The 14,764-nt window shown below is 65.5% G+C and carries 13 protein-coding genes; 6 read left to right on the plus strand and 7 right to left on the minus strand.

Annotated features, from left to right (window positions below):
* Position 1: 1 nt before the first annotated feature.
* The 7 genes from OD997_RS10085 to nrdH all read right to left on the minus strand — a co-directional run bounded on the left by OD997_RS10085 (position 2) and on the right by nrdH (position 8,337).
* Positions 2–868 (minus strand): carbohydrate ABC transporter permease, encoded by an 867-nt coding sequence (locus tag OD997_RS10085; RefSeq protein ID WP_434331443.1) that lies wholly within the window; start codon positions 866–868, stop codon positions 2–4.
* 139 nt (positions 869–1,007) lie between these two features.
* Positions 1,008–2,216 (minus strand): extracellular solute-binding protein, encoded by a 1,209-nt coding sequence (locus OD997_RS10090; protein WP_434331444.1) that lies wholly within the window; start codon positions 2,214–2,216, stop codon positions 1,008–1,010.
* Positions 2,217–3,441: 1,225 nt separating this feature from the next.
* Positions 3,442–3,951: a hypothetical protein gene (locus tag OD997_RS10095; RefSeq protein WP_434331445.1), complete on the minus strand. Its 510-nt coding sequence runs from the start codon at positions 3,949–3,951 to the stop codon at positions 3,442–3,444.
* A 530-nt stretch (positions 3,952–4,481) separates the two neighbouring features.
* Positions 4,482–5,462, minus strand: a complete 981-nt coding sequence (nrdF, locus tag OD997_RS10100) for a class 1b ribonucleoside-diphosphate reductase subunit beta (RefSeq protein WP_056313503.1) — start codon at positions 5,460–5,462, stop codon at positions 4,482–4,484.
* Between the two features lie 32 nt (positions 5,463–5,494).
* Positions 5,495–7,615, minus strand: a complete 2,121-nt coding sequence (nrdE, locus tag OD997_RS10105; RefSeq protein ID WP_434332371.1) for a class 1b ribonucleoside-diphosphate reductase subunit alpha — start codon at positions 7,613–7,615, stop codon at positions 5,495–5,497.
* 20 nt (positions 7,616–7,635) lie between these two features.
* Complete coding sequence (gene nrdI, locus OD997_RS10110; protein ID WP_434331446.1) at positions 7,636–8,097, minus strand: class Ib ribonucleoside-diphosphate reductase assembly flavoprotein NrdI; 462 nt, start codon at positions 8,095–8,097, stop codon at positions 7,636–7,638.
* Between the two features lie 6 nt (positions 8,098–8,103).
* The gene (nrdH, locus tag OD997_RS10115) at positions 8,104–8,337 is read right to left on the minus strand and encodes a glutaredoxin-like protein NrdH (protein WP_017828869.1); all 234 of its coding nucleotides are present in this window, start codon (positions 8,335–8,337) and stop codon (positions 8,104–8,106) included.
* Between the two features lie 389 nt (positions 8,338–8,726).
* On the opposite strand from nrdH, the gene OD997_RS10120 reads away from it, so the two are divergent.
* The 6 genes from OD997_RS10120 (at position 8,727) to OD997_RS10145 (ending at position 14,763) form a co-directional block, all read left to right on the plus strand.
* The gene (locus OD997_RS10120) at positions 8,727–9,935 is read left to right on the plus strand and encodes an MFS transporter (protein WP_434331447.1); all 1,209 of its coding nucleotides are present in this window, start codon (positions 8,727–8,729) and stop codon (positions 9,933–9,935) included.
* The gene (locus tag OD997_RS10125; protein ID WP_434331448.1) at positions 9,932–10,846 is read left to right on the plus strand and encodes a sugar kinase; all 915 of its coding nucleotides are present in this window, start codon (positions 9,932–9,934) and stop codon (positions 10,844–10,846) included. The genes OD997_RS10120 and OD997_RS10125 overlap by 4 nt, the downstream gene beginning before the upstream one ends.
* A gap of 54 nt (positions 10,847–10,900) precedes the next feature.
* Positions 10,901–11,659 carry an alpha/beta fold hydrolase gene (locus OD997_RS10130; protein WP_434331449.1) on the plus strand — a complete coding sequence of 253 codons (759 nt, stop codon included), beginning with the start codon at positions 10,901–10,903 and terminating at the stop codon, positions 11,657–11,659.
* Positions 11,656–12,816, plus strand: a complete 1,161-nt coding sequence (locus OD997_RS10135; protein WP_434331450.1) for an acyl-CoA dehydrogenase family protein — start codon at positions 11,656–11,658, stop codon at positions 12,814–12,816. The genes OD997_RS10130 and OD997_RS10135 overlap by 4 nt, the downstream gene beginning before the upstream one ends.
* 88 nt (positions 12,817–12,904) lie before the next feature.
* Positions 12,905–13,372: an Lrp/AsnC family transcriptional regulator gene (locus OD997_RS10140; RefSeq protein WP_434331451.1), complete on the plus strand. Its 468-nt coding sequence runs from the start codon at positions 12,905–12,907 to the stop codon at positions 13,370–13,372.
* Entirely contained in the window at positions 13,369–14,763 is a 1,395-nt protein-coding gene (locus tag OD997_RS10145) for an aspartate aminotransferase family protein (protein WP_434331452.1), read from the plus strand. The genes OD997_RS10140 and OD997_RS10145 overlap by 4 nt, the downstream gene beginning before the upstream one ends.
* Position 14,764: the final 1 nt, after the last annotated feature.

A 14,764-nucleotide genomic window follows, 5' to 3' on the forward strand; every position in this document is an offset into this window, starting at 1 on the left:
GTCACTTTTTGCCTTCCTCATTTGGATCGACGGCATAGAACACTGCGCGCCCGCCGAGTCGGAAGAACACTGCAGTGACGATGAGAATCAGGACGAAGAACATCCACAGCATCGCCGAGGCGTATCCGTAGCGCGAGTACGCAAAATATTGGCTGTACACGTCGACCATGAACAAGCGGTTCGCAATCGGCACGGATGTGATCGCCGCAGGTCCCGTCATAGGCGATAGCAGCAGGGCCGGCACGAAAGTCTGCAGCACCGCGATTGTCGTGGTGACGACCTGGAACAGGAGAACCGGCGAGATCGACGGCACCGTCACTGAAACGAAGCGACGCCAGGCGCTCGCACCGTCGAGCTCCGCCGCCTCGAGCAGGCTGGTCGGGACATCTTGCAGCGCAGCCAGCAGGATTATCACGCCTGCGCCGACTCCCCAGAACATCACTATCGCGAGGACGACGAAGACCTGGTTGCCGGTCAGCCAGTTGACCGGCTCTGCGCCGAAGAGGCCGGTGAGGGCGTTGACGGCTCCCGCGTCCCTATCGAAGATCAACTTCCACGTGAGTGTGGCGGCGACCGGAGGGACGAGCGCAGGGAGGTAGATGAGCGTTCGCCACGCCGCCCGCAGCCGCACCTTCTGATTGAGCAGGATTGCGAGCCCGAGGCTGCCGACAACTGTTGCCGGAACAACGATCAGTGCGAGCAGCCCGGTTCGTCCGAGGCTTGCCCAGGTCTCTGGGTCGGCGAGAACCTGCGCATAGTTTCCGAGGCCCAGCCATGTGAACCCGGGGCTCAGCCCATCCCAGTTCGTGAGGCTGACGACGAACGCGTACACGAGCGGGAACACGGTCAGGAGGACGGTGCCGATCACCCACGGCGAGACGAATAGGTAGAAGGGGACGCTTGAGCCGAACCGCGCCGGCCCTCCGCGTCTCGGCTTCTTGACATGAGTCCTCGTTACCGACGCTGCGGGGCTCTTCACGTCAATGGAACCGGTGGCGGCAATCACTTCATGCACCGACCTGCGAAACGCCGGTGGCGAGGAGAGCGTTGCACTGCTCTGTTGCCTCGTCTGCGAACTTGCCTACCGACAGCGCGCCGGTGGCGAGCTGTGGAAACAGGTCGGTGACGGTTGCAGTCAACGACGAAGCGAGCGCGTACGGCGAGAACGTCAGCGACGACGCGTACTGCAACTCGTTCGTGTTGGTGTCAAGGGCGTTCTTCTGAAACGGCTCCCCCTGAGGCAGGCTCGACTGCATGCTGGTGAGAAGCGGAAGCCCGCCGCCGATCTTGGCACGCGCGGCAGCCGGAGCACCCGCGCAGAACCACTCGAGGAACTGGTACGCACCCTCGGGGTTCTTGGACTTCGCGGGGATCCAGTAGCCCGTCGCCGAAGTGGTCGGGCTCACTCGAGTCGTCCCGAGCAGTGGGGCAGCGACGAGGCGGGAGTGCGCGCCGGCCTGGGGGAACGTCGACGTGAGGTATCCGGTCATCCAGTAACCTGCCTGACTCGATGCGATCTTCTCCGCGCCGTAGCCGGGTCCGTCCCAGCCATCAGGGTTGGGGTTGCTGCCCGGAACGTAGCCCGCATTCGCTTTCGCGGCGGCGGCGAGGAAGGTCAAAGCCTTCTGCGCCTCGGGCGAACTGAAGTCCACCGTTTTGAGATCGTCAGAGAAGATTGTGCCGCCCGTTGTGGCCAGCATGCCCTGGATCACATCGACACTCGGCGTCACTGTGTACATCCCGTACCGGACCGCCTTACCGTTCTCGATCAATGTGACCTTCTTGGCGGCCTCGAGGACGGCGTCGTAGGTCATGGGCGTCTTAGCGTCGCCGAGTTCCACGCCTGCGGCGTTGAACAGACTCTCGTTCAGCCACAGCATCAGGTCGAGGCTGTAGTCCTTCAGCAGGCCATAGGTGCTTCCTACGCCCTGTTTGTTGCCGTCGAACTTCCAGGCATCGTTGACCTTCGTGATATCCGAGGCCTTGATGAGGGAGCTCTTGGCGATGAAGTCGTCGATCGGCAACGCGAGCTTCCGCGCGGCCCAGAATGGTGCCTCCTGCGCGCCGAGCCCCCGCACGAGGTCGGGCGGGCTGCCAGCGGCGATCATGGCGTTGAGCCGGGTCGCGTCATAGTTCAGGACACTGGCTTGGATGTCGGGGTTTGCTTTGTTCCACTCAGAAAGGATGTCTTTGGTGACCTCGCCGATGTTGCTCATGATCACGATGCTCCCGCTCGCTCCGCCGCCACCTCCCCCACGGACTGGGTTCGCCGTGCAGCCAGCGAGAGCCGCAGTCGCAATCGTCGCCATTCCGAATCCCAGGAAGGACCGACGTGAGAATTGGGCGTTGGACATGAGTTCCTCCGTTGGATCATGCGAGTGTGTGCCTGGCGCAGATGGGCGGAGCTAGGGCTGCGCACCGCTGTGTTGTATCGGAGGACCGGCCTCCGTAGGTCCGTGCGTGTCGAGAATAAGCACTAGCGACGCAAAATGTCAATCGAAAGACATTTTGGATGCTGAGCGATTCGGGGCGAGGTCAGGCGGGTCGTGCACCGCGGGCGGAGAGGGGATCCCAGGGCACACCACGTAGAAAGAGAGCAGCGGACCGCGACTGCTCGGCCACATCGACGCTGCCAGCGAGCCCGACCTCGCCAGAGCCGCGCACCAGGCCCCCGAACTTCGGGGAGATGACAACCTCTCTGCGCACGGGAGTCTGCTCCGCGCATCGCCCTGTGCGCGCCTCGAGGACGCTTCCAGCAACGGCGGCCCCATCTGCTTCGTGATCATGGTCGTAGCGAACTTCGGGTTGAGGCGCGACGGGCGATCCATGGCCGCGGCATCCGAACCAATCGTCGCGCGGAAGCGATCCTTGCGGATCTCGTCGACGATCATGTCGGGAATGCATTGCGGCCACCTTTAGGTGATACACGGTCGGGCTGCCGTGACATCTTGCGTCAAGAAACGCCGACGGGCTTTCTACGAGACGAGTCGCCCCGGAGGAGCATCAACCGTGGATACAGGAGCGAAGGGGCTCCGACGGCCCCTTGCCTCCGCGAGATCCGAACATGTAGCCGCTTGCGAAGGGGCAGCGATGCGGCCAGTTGACGGAGCCGGGCCAATCATCCCTCGGCGCCGCACGTCGTCCACCGAGTTACATTCGCTGTCTCGTGCAAACGATGGCAGCCCTGCGCCCGGACTGCACGACTGGGAAACTGTCGATCGCGACCACGGCGGCGGGGACTGGGCTGCGGCGGTCCTCTCTGGTCGATGACCGGCTGCCCGCCGCAAACGATCGTTCTCGGCGAGTTCAAAGTTGAGCGCTGTAGACGATTGCCGCAAATGTTCCTCGAAGCCTGTTCTGGCGAGGAGTTTCGGTGCACATGACTACGACGGACAACGCACCGACCCCGTGCCCGACCAATGTCACACGAACGCATCGGGGCTACCCGACGTTCCGGCGTATCCGAGCTGGCGCACGATCTCGACCATGTCGCCGAGACCGGGCGTGACGCACCGACTCTTGACGCGGAATGGAGACGCTCGGTGCCGCAGGGATGACCCCGTCCCGCGCCGCCTGGCGCAAGATCATCATGAGCACGATCAGCACCGGCCGCGTGATCCCGTTGAATTTTGACTTCGGATTCAGCGGTGCCGGGATCTTGTCGAGTCGGTCGGTCATGACGCGGATGCGGTCTGCGTCGATCTCCCGCAGAGGAGTGTCACCGAACTCCGGAACCAGGTAGCCAGTGACATTGCCCTGATACGAGCGGACCGTCCCGATGGCCCGCCTCTTCCCCCTGCGGTTGGGCTCAGTCTTGATCGACTGCACCCATCGCTCCGAGTACTCCTCGAACCCCATCGACCGCGCTTTCTCAGTAGCGGCTTCGGCGCGATTCCGTGCCGCTACGGCCGCTGGCGGGTTCCACTGGCCGAGCGAGATCTTCGTGTGCACGGCGGCAAGCCATGTCCGCGCGTCCGTCTTCGTGTGGAATGTCAGCGCTTTGTCGCCCTCGGTCCGAGCCGTGTAGGTCTTCCCGTCGGGTCCGGGATAGCGCGCTTGCCAGCGGCCAGAAGGGAGCTTGCGCAGACTGCCCCACGGCTCTCGCTTAGATGCAGTCATCGTGCCCTCCCGTGGACTTGACGGGCGAGCGTGGACCGTCGTGCCATTCCGTGCCACTCGACGCCCACGAGACCCAGGATCCGCATATTTCCGCGCATCGTGAGGGATTCCGTAGATCACCTGTGGCACGAAGTGGCACGCCCCCGGCCGCTCGCCAACCCGTAATTTCGGGTGCCGGACTCTCTCGCCTCCATGAGGGAGGTGTGCTCGTGCCACCGGCGTGCCCCACCGAACGGGTATTCCTGGTCATCTCTGTCCTCCTCTGTCATTTCGAAGAGGGCACGAAAGAGGCCCGAACCCGCGAGATTTCGCGGATCCGGGCCTCTGACCAGCTGTTTCGCTGGAACCTCAGAGAGAAGTTCTCAGAAGTCCCAGTCGTCGTCTTCCGTCGCCTCGGCCTTGCCGATGACATAGGAGGAACCCGATCCCGAGAAGAAGTCGTGGTTCTCGTCGGCGTTCGGCGAGAGCGCCGACAGGATCGCCGGGTTCACGTTCGTGACGGTCGAGGGGAACATCGCTTCGTAGCCGAGGTTCATCAGCGCCTTATTGGCGTTGTAGTGCAGGAACTTCTTGACGTCTTCGGTCAGGCCGACGCCGTCGTAGAGGTCCTGCGTGTACTGGACCTCGTTGTCGTAGAGCTCGAACAGCAGGTTGAAGGTGTAGTCCTTCAGCTCCTGGCGACGCTCTTCGGTCTCCTTCTCGAGACCCTTCTGGAACTTGTACCCGATGTAGTACCCGTGCACGGCCTCGTCACGGATGATGAGGCGGATCAGGTCGGCCGTGTTCGTCAGCTTCGCCTTCGACGACCAGTAGATCGGCAGGTAGAAGCCCGAGTAGAACAGGAACGACTCGAGCAGCGTCGAGGCGATCTTGCGCTTGAGCGGGTCGTCGCCCTGGTAGTAATCCATGATGATCTGAGCCTTCTTCTGAAGGTTCGGATTCTCGGTCGACCAGCGGAACGCCTCGTCGATCTCCTTCGTCGACGCGAGCGTCGAGAAGATCGAGGAGTAGCTCTTCGCGTGCACCGACTCCATGAACGCGATGTTCGTGTACACCGCCTCTTCGTGAGGGGTGATCGCATCCGGGATCAGCGAGACGGCGCCGACGGTGCCCTGGATCGTGTCGAGCAGGGTGAGACCGGTGAAGACGCGCATGGTGAGCAGCTGCTCGTCGGGCGTCAGCGTGTTCCACGACTGGATGTCGTTCGACAGCGGCACTTTCTCGGGCAGCCAGAAGTTGTTCACCAGACGGTTCCAGACCTCGAGGTCCTTGTCGTCGATGATGCGGTTCCAGTTGATCGCCTGAACCTCGGCAACCAGCTTGATCGGGGGGTGAGGAGTCATGTCTTCGTCGTTTCTCGTATTCAGTGACGGGATCAGAGCATGCAGGAGACGCACTCGGCCATGTCGGTGCCCTCCAGTGCCATCTGACGCAGACGGATGTAGTAGATCGTCTTGATGCCCTTGCGCCATGCGTAGATCTGAGCCTTGTTGATGTCACGCGTCGTGGCGGTGTCCTTGAAGAACAGCGTCAGCGACAGGCCCTGGTCGACGTGCTGGGTGGCGGCGGCGTACGTGTCGATGACCTTCTCGTAGCCGATCTCGTACGCGTCCTGGTAGTACTCCAGGTTGTCGTTCGTCATGAACGGCGCCGGGTAGTAGACGCGGCCGAGCTTGCCTTCCTTGCGGATCTCGATCTTCGACGCGATCGGGTGGATCGACGACGTCGAGTTGTTGATGTACGAGATCGAGCCGGTCGGCGGCACCGCCTGCAGGTTCTGGTTGTAGATGCCGTGCTCCTGGATCGACGACTTCAGTGCCACCCAGTCGGCCTGCGTCGGGATGTGCTTGCCCGCGAAGAGCTCCTTGACCTTGTCGGTCTCGGGCACCCAGGCGCGGTCGATGTACTTGTCGAAGAACTCCCCCGACGCGTACGTCGAGTCCTCGAACCCGTCGAAGGCCTGCTTGCGCTCGATCGCGATGTTGTTCGAGGCGCGCAGCGCGTGGAACAGCACCGTGTAGAAGTAGATGTTCGTGAAGTCGATGCCCTCTTCGGAGCCGTAGTGCACGTGCTCGCGAGCGAGGAAGCCGTGCAGGTTCATCTGGCCGAGGCCGATCGCGTGCGAGCGGTCGTTGCCGTCTTCGATCGAGCGGACCGAGCGGATGTGGCTCTGGTCGCTGACCGCGCTCAGTGCGCGGATGGCGGTCTCGACGGTCTGACCCAGGTCATCGGCATCCATCGACAGCGCGATGTTCATCGAGCCGAGGTTGCAGGAGATGTCCTTGCCGATCTGGTCGTACGACAGGTCGTCGTTGTACGTGGTCGGCGTGTTCACCTGCAGGATCTCGCTGCACAGGTTGGACATGTTGATGCGGCCCTTGATCGGGTTGGCCTTGTTCACCGTGTCCTCGAACATGATGTACGGGTAGCCCGACTCGAACTGGATCTCGGCGATCGTCTGGAAGAACTCACGCGCGTTGATCTTGGTCTTCTTGATGCGCGGGTTGTCGACCATCTCGCGGTACTTCTCGGTGACCGAGATGTCGCCGAAGGGAACGCCGTAGACCTTCTCGACGTCGTACGGCGAGAAGAGGTACATGTCCTCGCCGTTCTTGGCGAGCTCGAACGTGATGTCGGGAACGACGACACCGAGCGACAGCGTCTTGATGCGGATCTTCTCGTCGGCGTTCTCACGCTTGGTGTCGAGGAAGCGCATGATGTCGGGGTGGTGCGCGTTGAGGTACACGGCCCCTGCGCCCTGGCGGGCTCCGAGCTGGTTGGCGTAGCTGAAGCTGTCTTCGAGGAGCTTCATCACGGGGATGATGCCCGAGGACTGGTTCTCGATCTGCTTGATCGGCGCACCGGCCTCGCGGATGTTCGAGAGCAGCAGCGCCACGCCGCCGCCGCGCTTGGAGAGCTGGAGGGCGGAGTTGATGCCGCGGGCGATCGACTCCATGTTGTCTTCGATGCGCAGCAGGAAGCAGCTGACGAGCTCGCCGCGCTGGGCCTTGCCCGAGTTGAGGAAGGTCGGGGTGGCGGGCTGGAAGCGGCCGGAGATGATCTCCTCGACCAGGGCGACCGCGAGCTTCTCGTCGCCGCCGGCGAGACCGAGGGCCGTCATCACGACGCGGTCCTCGAAGCGCTCGAGGTAGCGCTTGCCGTCGAACGTCTTGAGCGTGTAGCTCGTGTAGTACTTGAAGGCGCCGAGGAAGGTCTCGAAGCGGAACTTCTTGCCGTACGCGAGGTCGTTGAGCTGCTGGATGAACTCGAGCGAGTACTGCTCGATCACGGCGGGCTCGTAGTACTCCTTCTCGACCAGGTAGTCGAGGCGCTCCTTGAGCGAGTGGAAGAACACCGTGTTCTGGTTGACGTGCTGCAGGAAGTACTCGCGTGCCGCCCGCTTGTCGGCGTCGAACTGGATCTTGCCGTTCGCGTCGTACAGGTTCAGCATCGCGTTGAGGGCGTGATAGTCCAGGCCCTCGTAGGTCGGGTTCATCTTGAACGCCACCGTGTCTGTCACTGAGTCGGTTCCTGCCTGCTCGTCAACTGCGGTACCCACCGTCGCTCCAATCCGTCGCTCACGCGATCAACATCGTCTTGTGTGCCGAAGATCTCGAGCCGATACAAGTGAGGCACGTGGCACTTGCGGCTGATGATGTCACCGGCGAGACAGAAGGACTCGCCGAAGTTGGTGTTGCCCGCCGAGATCACTCCGCGGATGTGGCGCCGGTTTCGCTCGTCGTTGAGGAACCGGACCACCTGCTTGGGCACGGCACCTTTTTCGACGCCCCGCCCCTCACCCCCGCCATAGGTGGGGGTGACCAGCACGAAGGGCTCGTCGACGACGAGTTCTTCTTCTTGCCGGAGGAGTGGGATGCGTCGGGCCGGAAGCCCGAGCTTCTCGACGAAGCGCGCGGTGTTACCCGAGGCGCTCGAGAAGTAGACCAGGAGCGGCGCGGCGGTCGCGACGGCGCTCATGGCTCATTACGCCAGACGCGAGGCGAGCTCGTCGATCTTGTCGGGACGGAAGCCCGACCAGTGGCCCTCGTCGGTGACGACGACGGGCGCCTGCATGTAGCCGAGCGCCTTGACCTGCTCGAGCGCAGTCGGGTCCTCCGACAGGTCGAGGATTTCGTACTCGATGCCCTTGGCGTCGAGCGCGCGGTAGGTGGCGTTGCACTGAACGCAGGACGGCTTTGTGTAGACCGTGATCGACATCTTTTCGCTTCCCCTCAAATCTCTGGCCCGGTTCTTAATCAGGCTGTTTTCCGGTAGACCCTCACCGGGATCTCAATACTACATATAGGTACGGACATTCGGGGTGACCACTAGGGGTAGTAGTTACATACGTGTAGTTTTCCACCGCTCTCCACTGGTACAACACAGGTTCTCCACCGTTTCTTCCACAGGCTGAGCCCCTGCGGAGGCACCTCCGAACCGCGAGAAATCGCGGCTGGGAACGACCTGTGAGAGATCCATCCACAGGTGGCACGATACGACCGACCTCGGACATCGGATTTTCTGTGGAAACTCCGTTTGGGCGTGTCGCGGCGTGTCGCCGGGGAGCCGCTTCGACCCCCGCCGCCGGCTCCCGGTAGCGTTGACCCGTGGCGGGATATCGGGACCTTCTTCGCACGCCCGGAGTGGCGCGCATGATCGCGGCACAGCTGACCGCTCGATTCCCCAACGGCATGAGTTCGCTCGCGATCCTGCTTCATGTGGAGCAGCAGACCGGCTCCTACGGATCCGCAGGCCTCGTGCTCGCCGCGACCAGTGTCGGCCAGGCTGTCGCCGGCCCGATAACGAGCCGCTGGATGGGCGCCTGGGGCATGCGCCGCGTGCTCGCCCTCACGCTCAGCGTCTGCGTGGTCGCGGTGCTGGGTCTCGCGTTCCTGCCCCTGAACGTTCCCGGCTACATGATCCTCGGCATGATCGCCGGGCTCTCGACGCCGCCGGTCCAGGCCGCGGTGCGCACCATCTACCCGAAGCTCGTGAACTCCAAGCAGCTCACACCGCTGTTCTCGCTCGACGCCTCGCTGCAGGAGATCATCTGGGTGCTGGCGCCCGTCGTGATCACGCTGGTGTCGACGCAGGTGGGCACGGCAGAGGGTCTGCTCCTGGTCGCCGCGGTGCTCGTCGGCGGCGGGGCGTGGTTCATCCTCTCCCCCGAGGTCGGCCGCGTGCGCATCCCCCGCAGTCGCAGCGCGCTCGGCAAGGTCGTGCTCAAGCCTCCGGTGCTCCTCGCCACGATCATCGGCTTCCTTCTCATCGGCGCCTGCTCGGCCGTCGAGGTCGGCGTCGTCGCGACGTTCGAGCACGGGAGCCTCGCCGCGGGTCTCGTGCTCGCGGTCTTCGCCGTCGGCAGCCTCGCCGGAGGCCTCTCGTTCGGCCACATCCCGATCGGTCCCTGGGCGATGGCCCGCCGCCTCACGATCGTCACGATCGGCCTCGCTCTGACGATGTTCTCTCTCAACGAGTTCTGGCTCGGCGGAACCCTGATCGTCGCCGGCATCGGGATCGCCCCCGCCCTGGCCGTGCTGTTCGCCATCACCACCGCGAGCGTCAAGTTCAGCGAGACCGCCGAGGCGTTCGGCTGGGCGGGCACCGGCCAGCTCATCGGCGCGGCCGCCGGATCCGCCGTGGCCGGCTTCCTCGTCGACGCGACGGATCCCCGCGGCGCCTACCTCGCCGCGACCCTGTTCGCAGCCGCCGGACTCGTCGTCTCGATCGTGTTCGTCCGCGCCTTCCCTGATCTGCGTCACCGCGACGCGAGCCCCCACCCCGACACCGAACCCCTGGCGGTCACCCCTTCATGAGCTCCGAGTCCTCCCCCGCACCCGCCGCCCCCGAGGTCGTCTGCATCGGCGAGTCCATGGGACTCGTCACAGCCCTCGGTGCACCGCTCTCCGAGACCGAGACGGCAGCGCTCGGGCTGGCGGGGGCAGAGGGCAACGTCGCAGTGGGCCTTGTCGCAGCCGGGCACACGGCGGCGTGGGCCTCGCGTCTCGGCGACGACCCGATCGGCATCCGCATCTCCACCGAACTGGCTCGCCGGGGCGTCGACCTCTGGGTGACGACGGACGCGGATGCTCCCACCGGCGTCATGTTCAAGGACCCCGGCGTCGAGTCCTCCTCGGTCTACTACTACCGGCGCGGGTCGGCGGCCTCGCTGATGGGTCCCGGGTTCCTCGACGCCGCACAGCTCGCCGGCGTCCGGATCGTGCACACCACCGGCATCACCCCCGCGCTCTCGCCGTCGTGCCGCGCGATGGTCGATCAGCTCTTCGTCGATGCCCGCGCGGCCGGCGCGCTCGTCTCGTTCGATGTCAACGACCGCCGCGCGCTGTGGACCATGCAGGATGCCGCCGAGACGCTGGCCCGACTCGCGGATGCCGCGGACATCGCGTTCGTCGGCCGCGACGAGGCCGAGCGCATCTGGGGCACCGCGACGCCCGCCGAGATCCGTGCGCACCTGCCGCACTGCGGGCTGCTGATCGTCAAGGACGGCGATGTCGGCGCGACCGCGTTCCACGGTGACGATGAGCCGGTGTTCGTGCCGGCTCCCCGCGTCGATGTCGTCGAACCGGTCGGCGCCGGCGACGCCTTCGCCGCAGGGTTCCTCGCCGCGACCCTCGACGGCGCCGACCTCGCCGAGCGCCTCTCCGCCGGGCACGCCGCCGCCGCCCTGGTGCTCACGACGCACGGCGATCTGCCGCCCCTGATCTGACCTCGCGTGACCGTGACCGGGCTGCCCCGCGCAACCCGGTCGTAGGCTGAGAGCATGCCCGCACCGCTCACGTTGCCTCGCATCTCCTGGGGAGATCCCACGTCTGATCGCCGCGCCCTCCTCGTGCACGGACTCGGTTCGTCCGGCGCGCTCATGTGGCGCGTGGGCACCGCTCTGGCCGACGTGGGCTGGCACGCGAGCGCGATCGATCTGCGAGGCCACGGCGATGCGCCGCGTGCGCTAGACTACTCCGTCGCGGCATACGGCGCCGACCTCGTCGCCACGCTCCCCGACGGCGGCGGACCGTGGGATGCCGTCGTCGGGCACTCGCTCGGAGGGGCCTCGGCCACGGTGGCCGCGGCATCCGCCCCCGAGTGGACCCGCCGACTCGTGCTCCTCGACCCCGCGATCCTCGTCGGCGGCCGCGACGCCACGATCGTCCGCAAGAGCCAGGAGCGCGCGTTCGCCGACAACCGGGTCGAGCTGGTGCAGCAGGAGCATCCGCACTGGCATCCGCAGGACTGGGAGCTCAAGGTCGACGCGGTGCACCGCACGAGCGCCTGGGCCGTCGAGCAGACGAGCCGGCAGAACACACCGTGGGATGTCACGGCGGATGCCGCACGGCTGACCGTCCCCACGCACGTGATCGCCTCCGACCCCGCGGTCTACAGCATCTTCACCGGCGACGTCGCAGCCTCCGTGCTCGCCTCGAACCCGCTCATCACGATGTCGGTCGTCGCGGGATCGGGGCACTCGCTGCATCGCGACAAGCCGGAGGAGACCATCCGACAGCTGGAAGAGGCACTCGCATGAGCGCGTTCGATCCGACCGCCATCCTCCCGGACGACCTTCTCGGGCGCATCCGCGACCGGGCGCCGATCCACGACCGCGAGAACACCTTCCCTGAGCAGGACCTCGCCGAACTCCGCGACGCGGGCTATCTCTCGATCCTCGTGCCGACCGAGCGCGGTGGAGCGGGTCTCGGACTCGCCGAGGCGGCGATCCTGCAGCAGCGACTCGCGACGGCTGCCCCCGCCACGGCCCTCGCCATCAACATGCACCTCGTCTGGACGGGTGTCGCCAAGGTCTTCTCCGACCGGGGAGTCACGGGACTCGAGTTCGTGCAGGACGGCGCGGTGGCCGGCGAGGTCTTCGCGTTCGGCATCAGCGAGGGCGGCAACGACCTCGTGCTGTTCGGCAGCGACACGGATGCCGTGCCCACCGCCGACGGCGGCTACTCCTTCACCGGCACCAAGATCTTCACCTCCCTCGCCCCCGTGTGGACGAGGCTCGGCCTGCACGGTCTCGACACGACGAGCCCCGACGCCCCGAAGCTCGTGTTCGCCTTCATCGAGCGCACCGATGCGGTCGTCACGGGCGACGACTGGGACACCCTCGGCATGCGGGGGACGCAGAGCAGGACGACCCGCCTGAACGGAGCGACCGCGGATGCCGCGCACGTGGTGCGCCGCATCGATCCGGGCCCGAACCCCGACCCCATCGTCTTCGGCATCTTCTCGGTCTTCGAGATTCTGCTCGCCTCGGTGTACACCGGTATCGCACGGCGCGCGCTCGACCTCGCGGTCGAGACCGCCCAGAAACGCCGCTCGAAGAAGACGGGCGCCGCCTACAGCCAGGACCCCGACATCCGCTGGCGCATCGCCGACATGGGGCTCGCGTACGACGCCCTGCCTCCGCAGATCGCCGCGCTCGCTCGAGACGTCGACGAGAAGGTCGACAACGGAGCCCGATGGTTCACCCTGCTGTCGGGTGTCAAGCATCGGGCCATCACCATGTCGAAGCACGTCGTCGACCAGGCGATGCTGGTCGCGGGCGGCGGCTCGTACTTCTCGTCGAACGAGCTCTCACGGCTCTACCGTGACGTGCTGGCCGGAGCATTCCACCCCTCCGACCCCGAGTCCGCGCACGCGACCGCGGCGAGCGCGTGGTTGGGCCCCCTCGACTCCTAGCCCCGGTATTCTGCGGTTTCCCGGCCGCGGGTTCGAAAATTCTGCGGAATCGGTTGAAGAGAGCCCGCTCCGGTGCGAGGATCGCATCATGGCGTCCTCGAAGAAGCACCCCCCGTTGGATGACGTCGCGAAGACGATCATCGAGCTGCTCCAGGAAGACGGGCGGCGCTCGTACTCCGACATCGGACGAGAGGTCGGCCTGAGCGAGGCCGCCGTCCGGCAGCGGGTCCAGCGCCTCACCGAGTCCGGCGTCATGCAGATCGTCGCGGTCACCGACCCGATGCAGCTGGGCTTCCCCCGGCAGGCCATGATCGGCATCCGCGTCTCCGGCGACACCCGGGTCGTCGCCGAGGCCATCGCCGAGGTCCCCGCGATCGACTACGTCGTGATCACGGTCGGATCCTTCGACATCCTCGCCGAGGTCGTCTGCGAGGACGACGAAGACCTGCTCGCGCTGATCAACGACCGCATCCGCCCGATCGACGGGGTCCTGTCGACCGAGACCTTCATCTACGCCAAGCTGCAGAAGCAGCTCTACAACTGGGGGACCAGATGAGCACGCACCGCACGACTCCGACCGAGGCCGAACTCCAGGCGATGGCCAAGGACCATCTGTGGATGCACTTCACCCGTCAGTCCACGATGGAGAAGAGCGGTGTGCCGATCATCGTCAAGGGCGACGGTCACCGCATCTGGGACTCGAAGGGCAAGGAGTACTTCGACGGGCTCGCCGGCCTCTTCGTCGTGAATGCCGGGCACGGACGCCGCCGTCTCGCCGAGGCGGCGGCGAAGCAGGCATCCGAGCTCTCCTTCTTCCCGCTCTGGTCGTACGCGCACCCCGCGGCGATCGAGCTCGCCGACCGGCTGGCCGACGAGGCCCCCGGCGACCTCAACCGCGTCTTCTTCTCCACCGGCGGCGGCGAGGCCGTCGAGACCGCGTTCAAGCTCGCGAAGCACTACTGGAAGCTGCAGGGCAAGCCCACCAAGCACAAGGTCATCTCGCGCTCGGTCGCCTATCACGGCACCCCCCAGGGCGCCCTCGCGATCACCGGCATCCCCGCGATGAAGTCGATGTTCGAGCCGGTCACCCCCGGCGGGTTCCGTGTGCCGAACACGAACTTCTACCGCGCGGCCGAAATGGGTGGCCCGAGCGACGATCTCGAGGCCTTCGGTCGGTGGGCGGCCGACCGCATCGAGGAGATGATCCTGTTCGAGGGTGCCGACACGGTCGCCGCCGTCTTCCTCGAGCCGGTGCAGAACTCGGGCGGATGCTTCCCGCCCCCTCCCGGCTACTTCGCCCGCGTGCGCGAGATCTGCGACCGGCACGACGTGCTGCTCGTCTCCGACGAGGTCATCTGCGCGTTCGGCCGACTCGGCCACACGTTCGCGTGCACGGGACTCGGCTACGTGCCCGACATGATCACGTGCGCCAAGGGCATGACGAGCGGCTACTCTCCGATCGGCGCCACGATCATCAGCGATCGGATCTACGAGCCCTTCTCGAAGGGCGACGTGTCGTTCCCGCACGGCTACACGTTCGGCGGGCACCCGGTCTCGGCTGCCGTCGCACTCGAGAACCTCGCCATCTTCGACGAGGAGGGGCTCAACGAGCATGTGCGCGAGAACTCGCCGCTGTTCCGTGCCGAGCTCGAGACCCTGCTCGACCTGCCGATCGTGGGCGACGTGCGCGGCGACGGCTACTTCTTCGGCATCGAGCTGGTGAAGGACAAGGCGACGCGAGAGACGTTCGACGACGACGAGTCCGAGCGGCTGCTGCGCGGCTTCCTCTCCCCCGCCCTGTTCAAGGCCGGCCTCTACTGCCGCGCCGACGACCGCGGCGACCCCGTGATCCAGCTCGCACCGCCGCTCACGATCGGCCCCGCCGAGTTCCGCGAGATCGGTCAGATCCTGCGCGGCGTGCTCTCCGAAGCCCAGTCCGTGCTCTGAC

This window comes from Microbacterium sp. CGR1 (genome assembly GCF_051062835.1).
In the GTDB taxonomy this organism is placed as follows: domain Bacteria; phylum Actinomycetota; class Actinomycetes; order Actinomycetales; family Microbacteriaceae; genus Microbacterium.

Bases quoted from the DNA above. Each gene is read 5' to 3' on its own strand.
- OD997_RS10130 (WP_434331449.1), top strand. From the start codon at position 10,901: ATGCCCGCACCGCTCACGTTGCCTCGCATCTCCTGGGGAGATCCCACG.
- nrdI (WP_434331446.1), bottom strand. From the start codon at position 8,097: ATGAGCGCCGTCGCGACCGCCGCGCCGCTCCTGGTCTACTTCTCGAGC.
- OD997_RS10090 (WP_434331444.1), bottom strand. From the start codon at position 2,216: ATGAGCAACATCGGCGAGGTCACCAAAGACATCCTTTCTGAGTGGAAC.
- OD997_RS10140 (WP_434331451.1), top strand. From the start codon at position 12,905: ATGGCGTCCTCGAAGAAGCACCCCCCGTTGGATGACGTCGCGAAGACG.
- nrdH (WP_017828869.1), bottom strand. From the start codon at position 8,337: ATGTCGATCACGGTCTACACAAAGCCGTCCTGCGTTCAGTGCAACGCC.
- OD997_RS10145 (WP_434331452.1), top strand. From the start codon at position 13,369: ATGAGCACGCACCGCACGACTCCGACCGAGGCCGAACTCCAGGCGATG.
- OD997_RS10135 (WP_434331450.1), top strand. From the start codon at position 11,656: ATGAGCGCGTTCGATCCGACCGCCATCCTCCCGGACGACCTTCTCGGG.
- nrdE (WP_434332371.1), bottom strand. From the start codon at position 7,615: ATGAACCCGACCTACGAGGGCCTGGACTATCACGCCCTCAACGCGATG.
- OD997_RS10125 (WP_434331448.1), top strand. From the start codon at position 9,932: ATGAGCTCCGAGTCCTCCCCCGCACCCGCCGCCCCCGAGGTCGTCTGC.
- nrdF (WP_056313503.1), bottom strand. From the start codon at position 5,462: ATGACTCCTCACCCCCCGATCAAGCTGGTTGCCGAGGTTCAGGCGATC.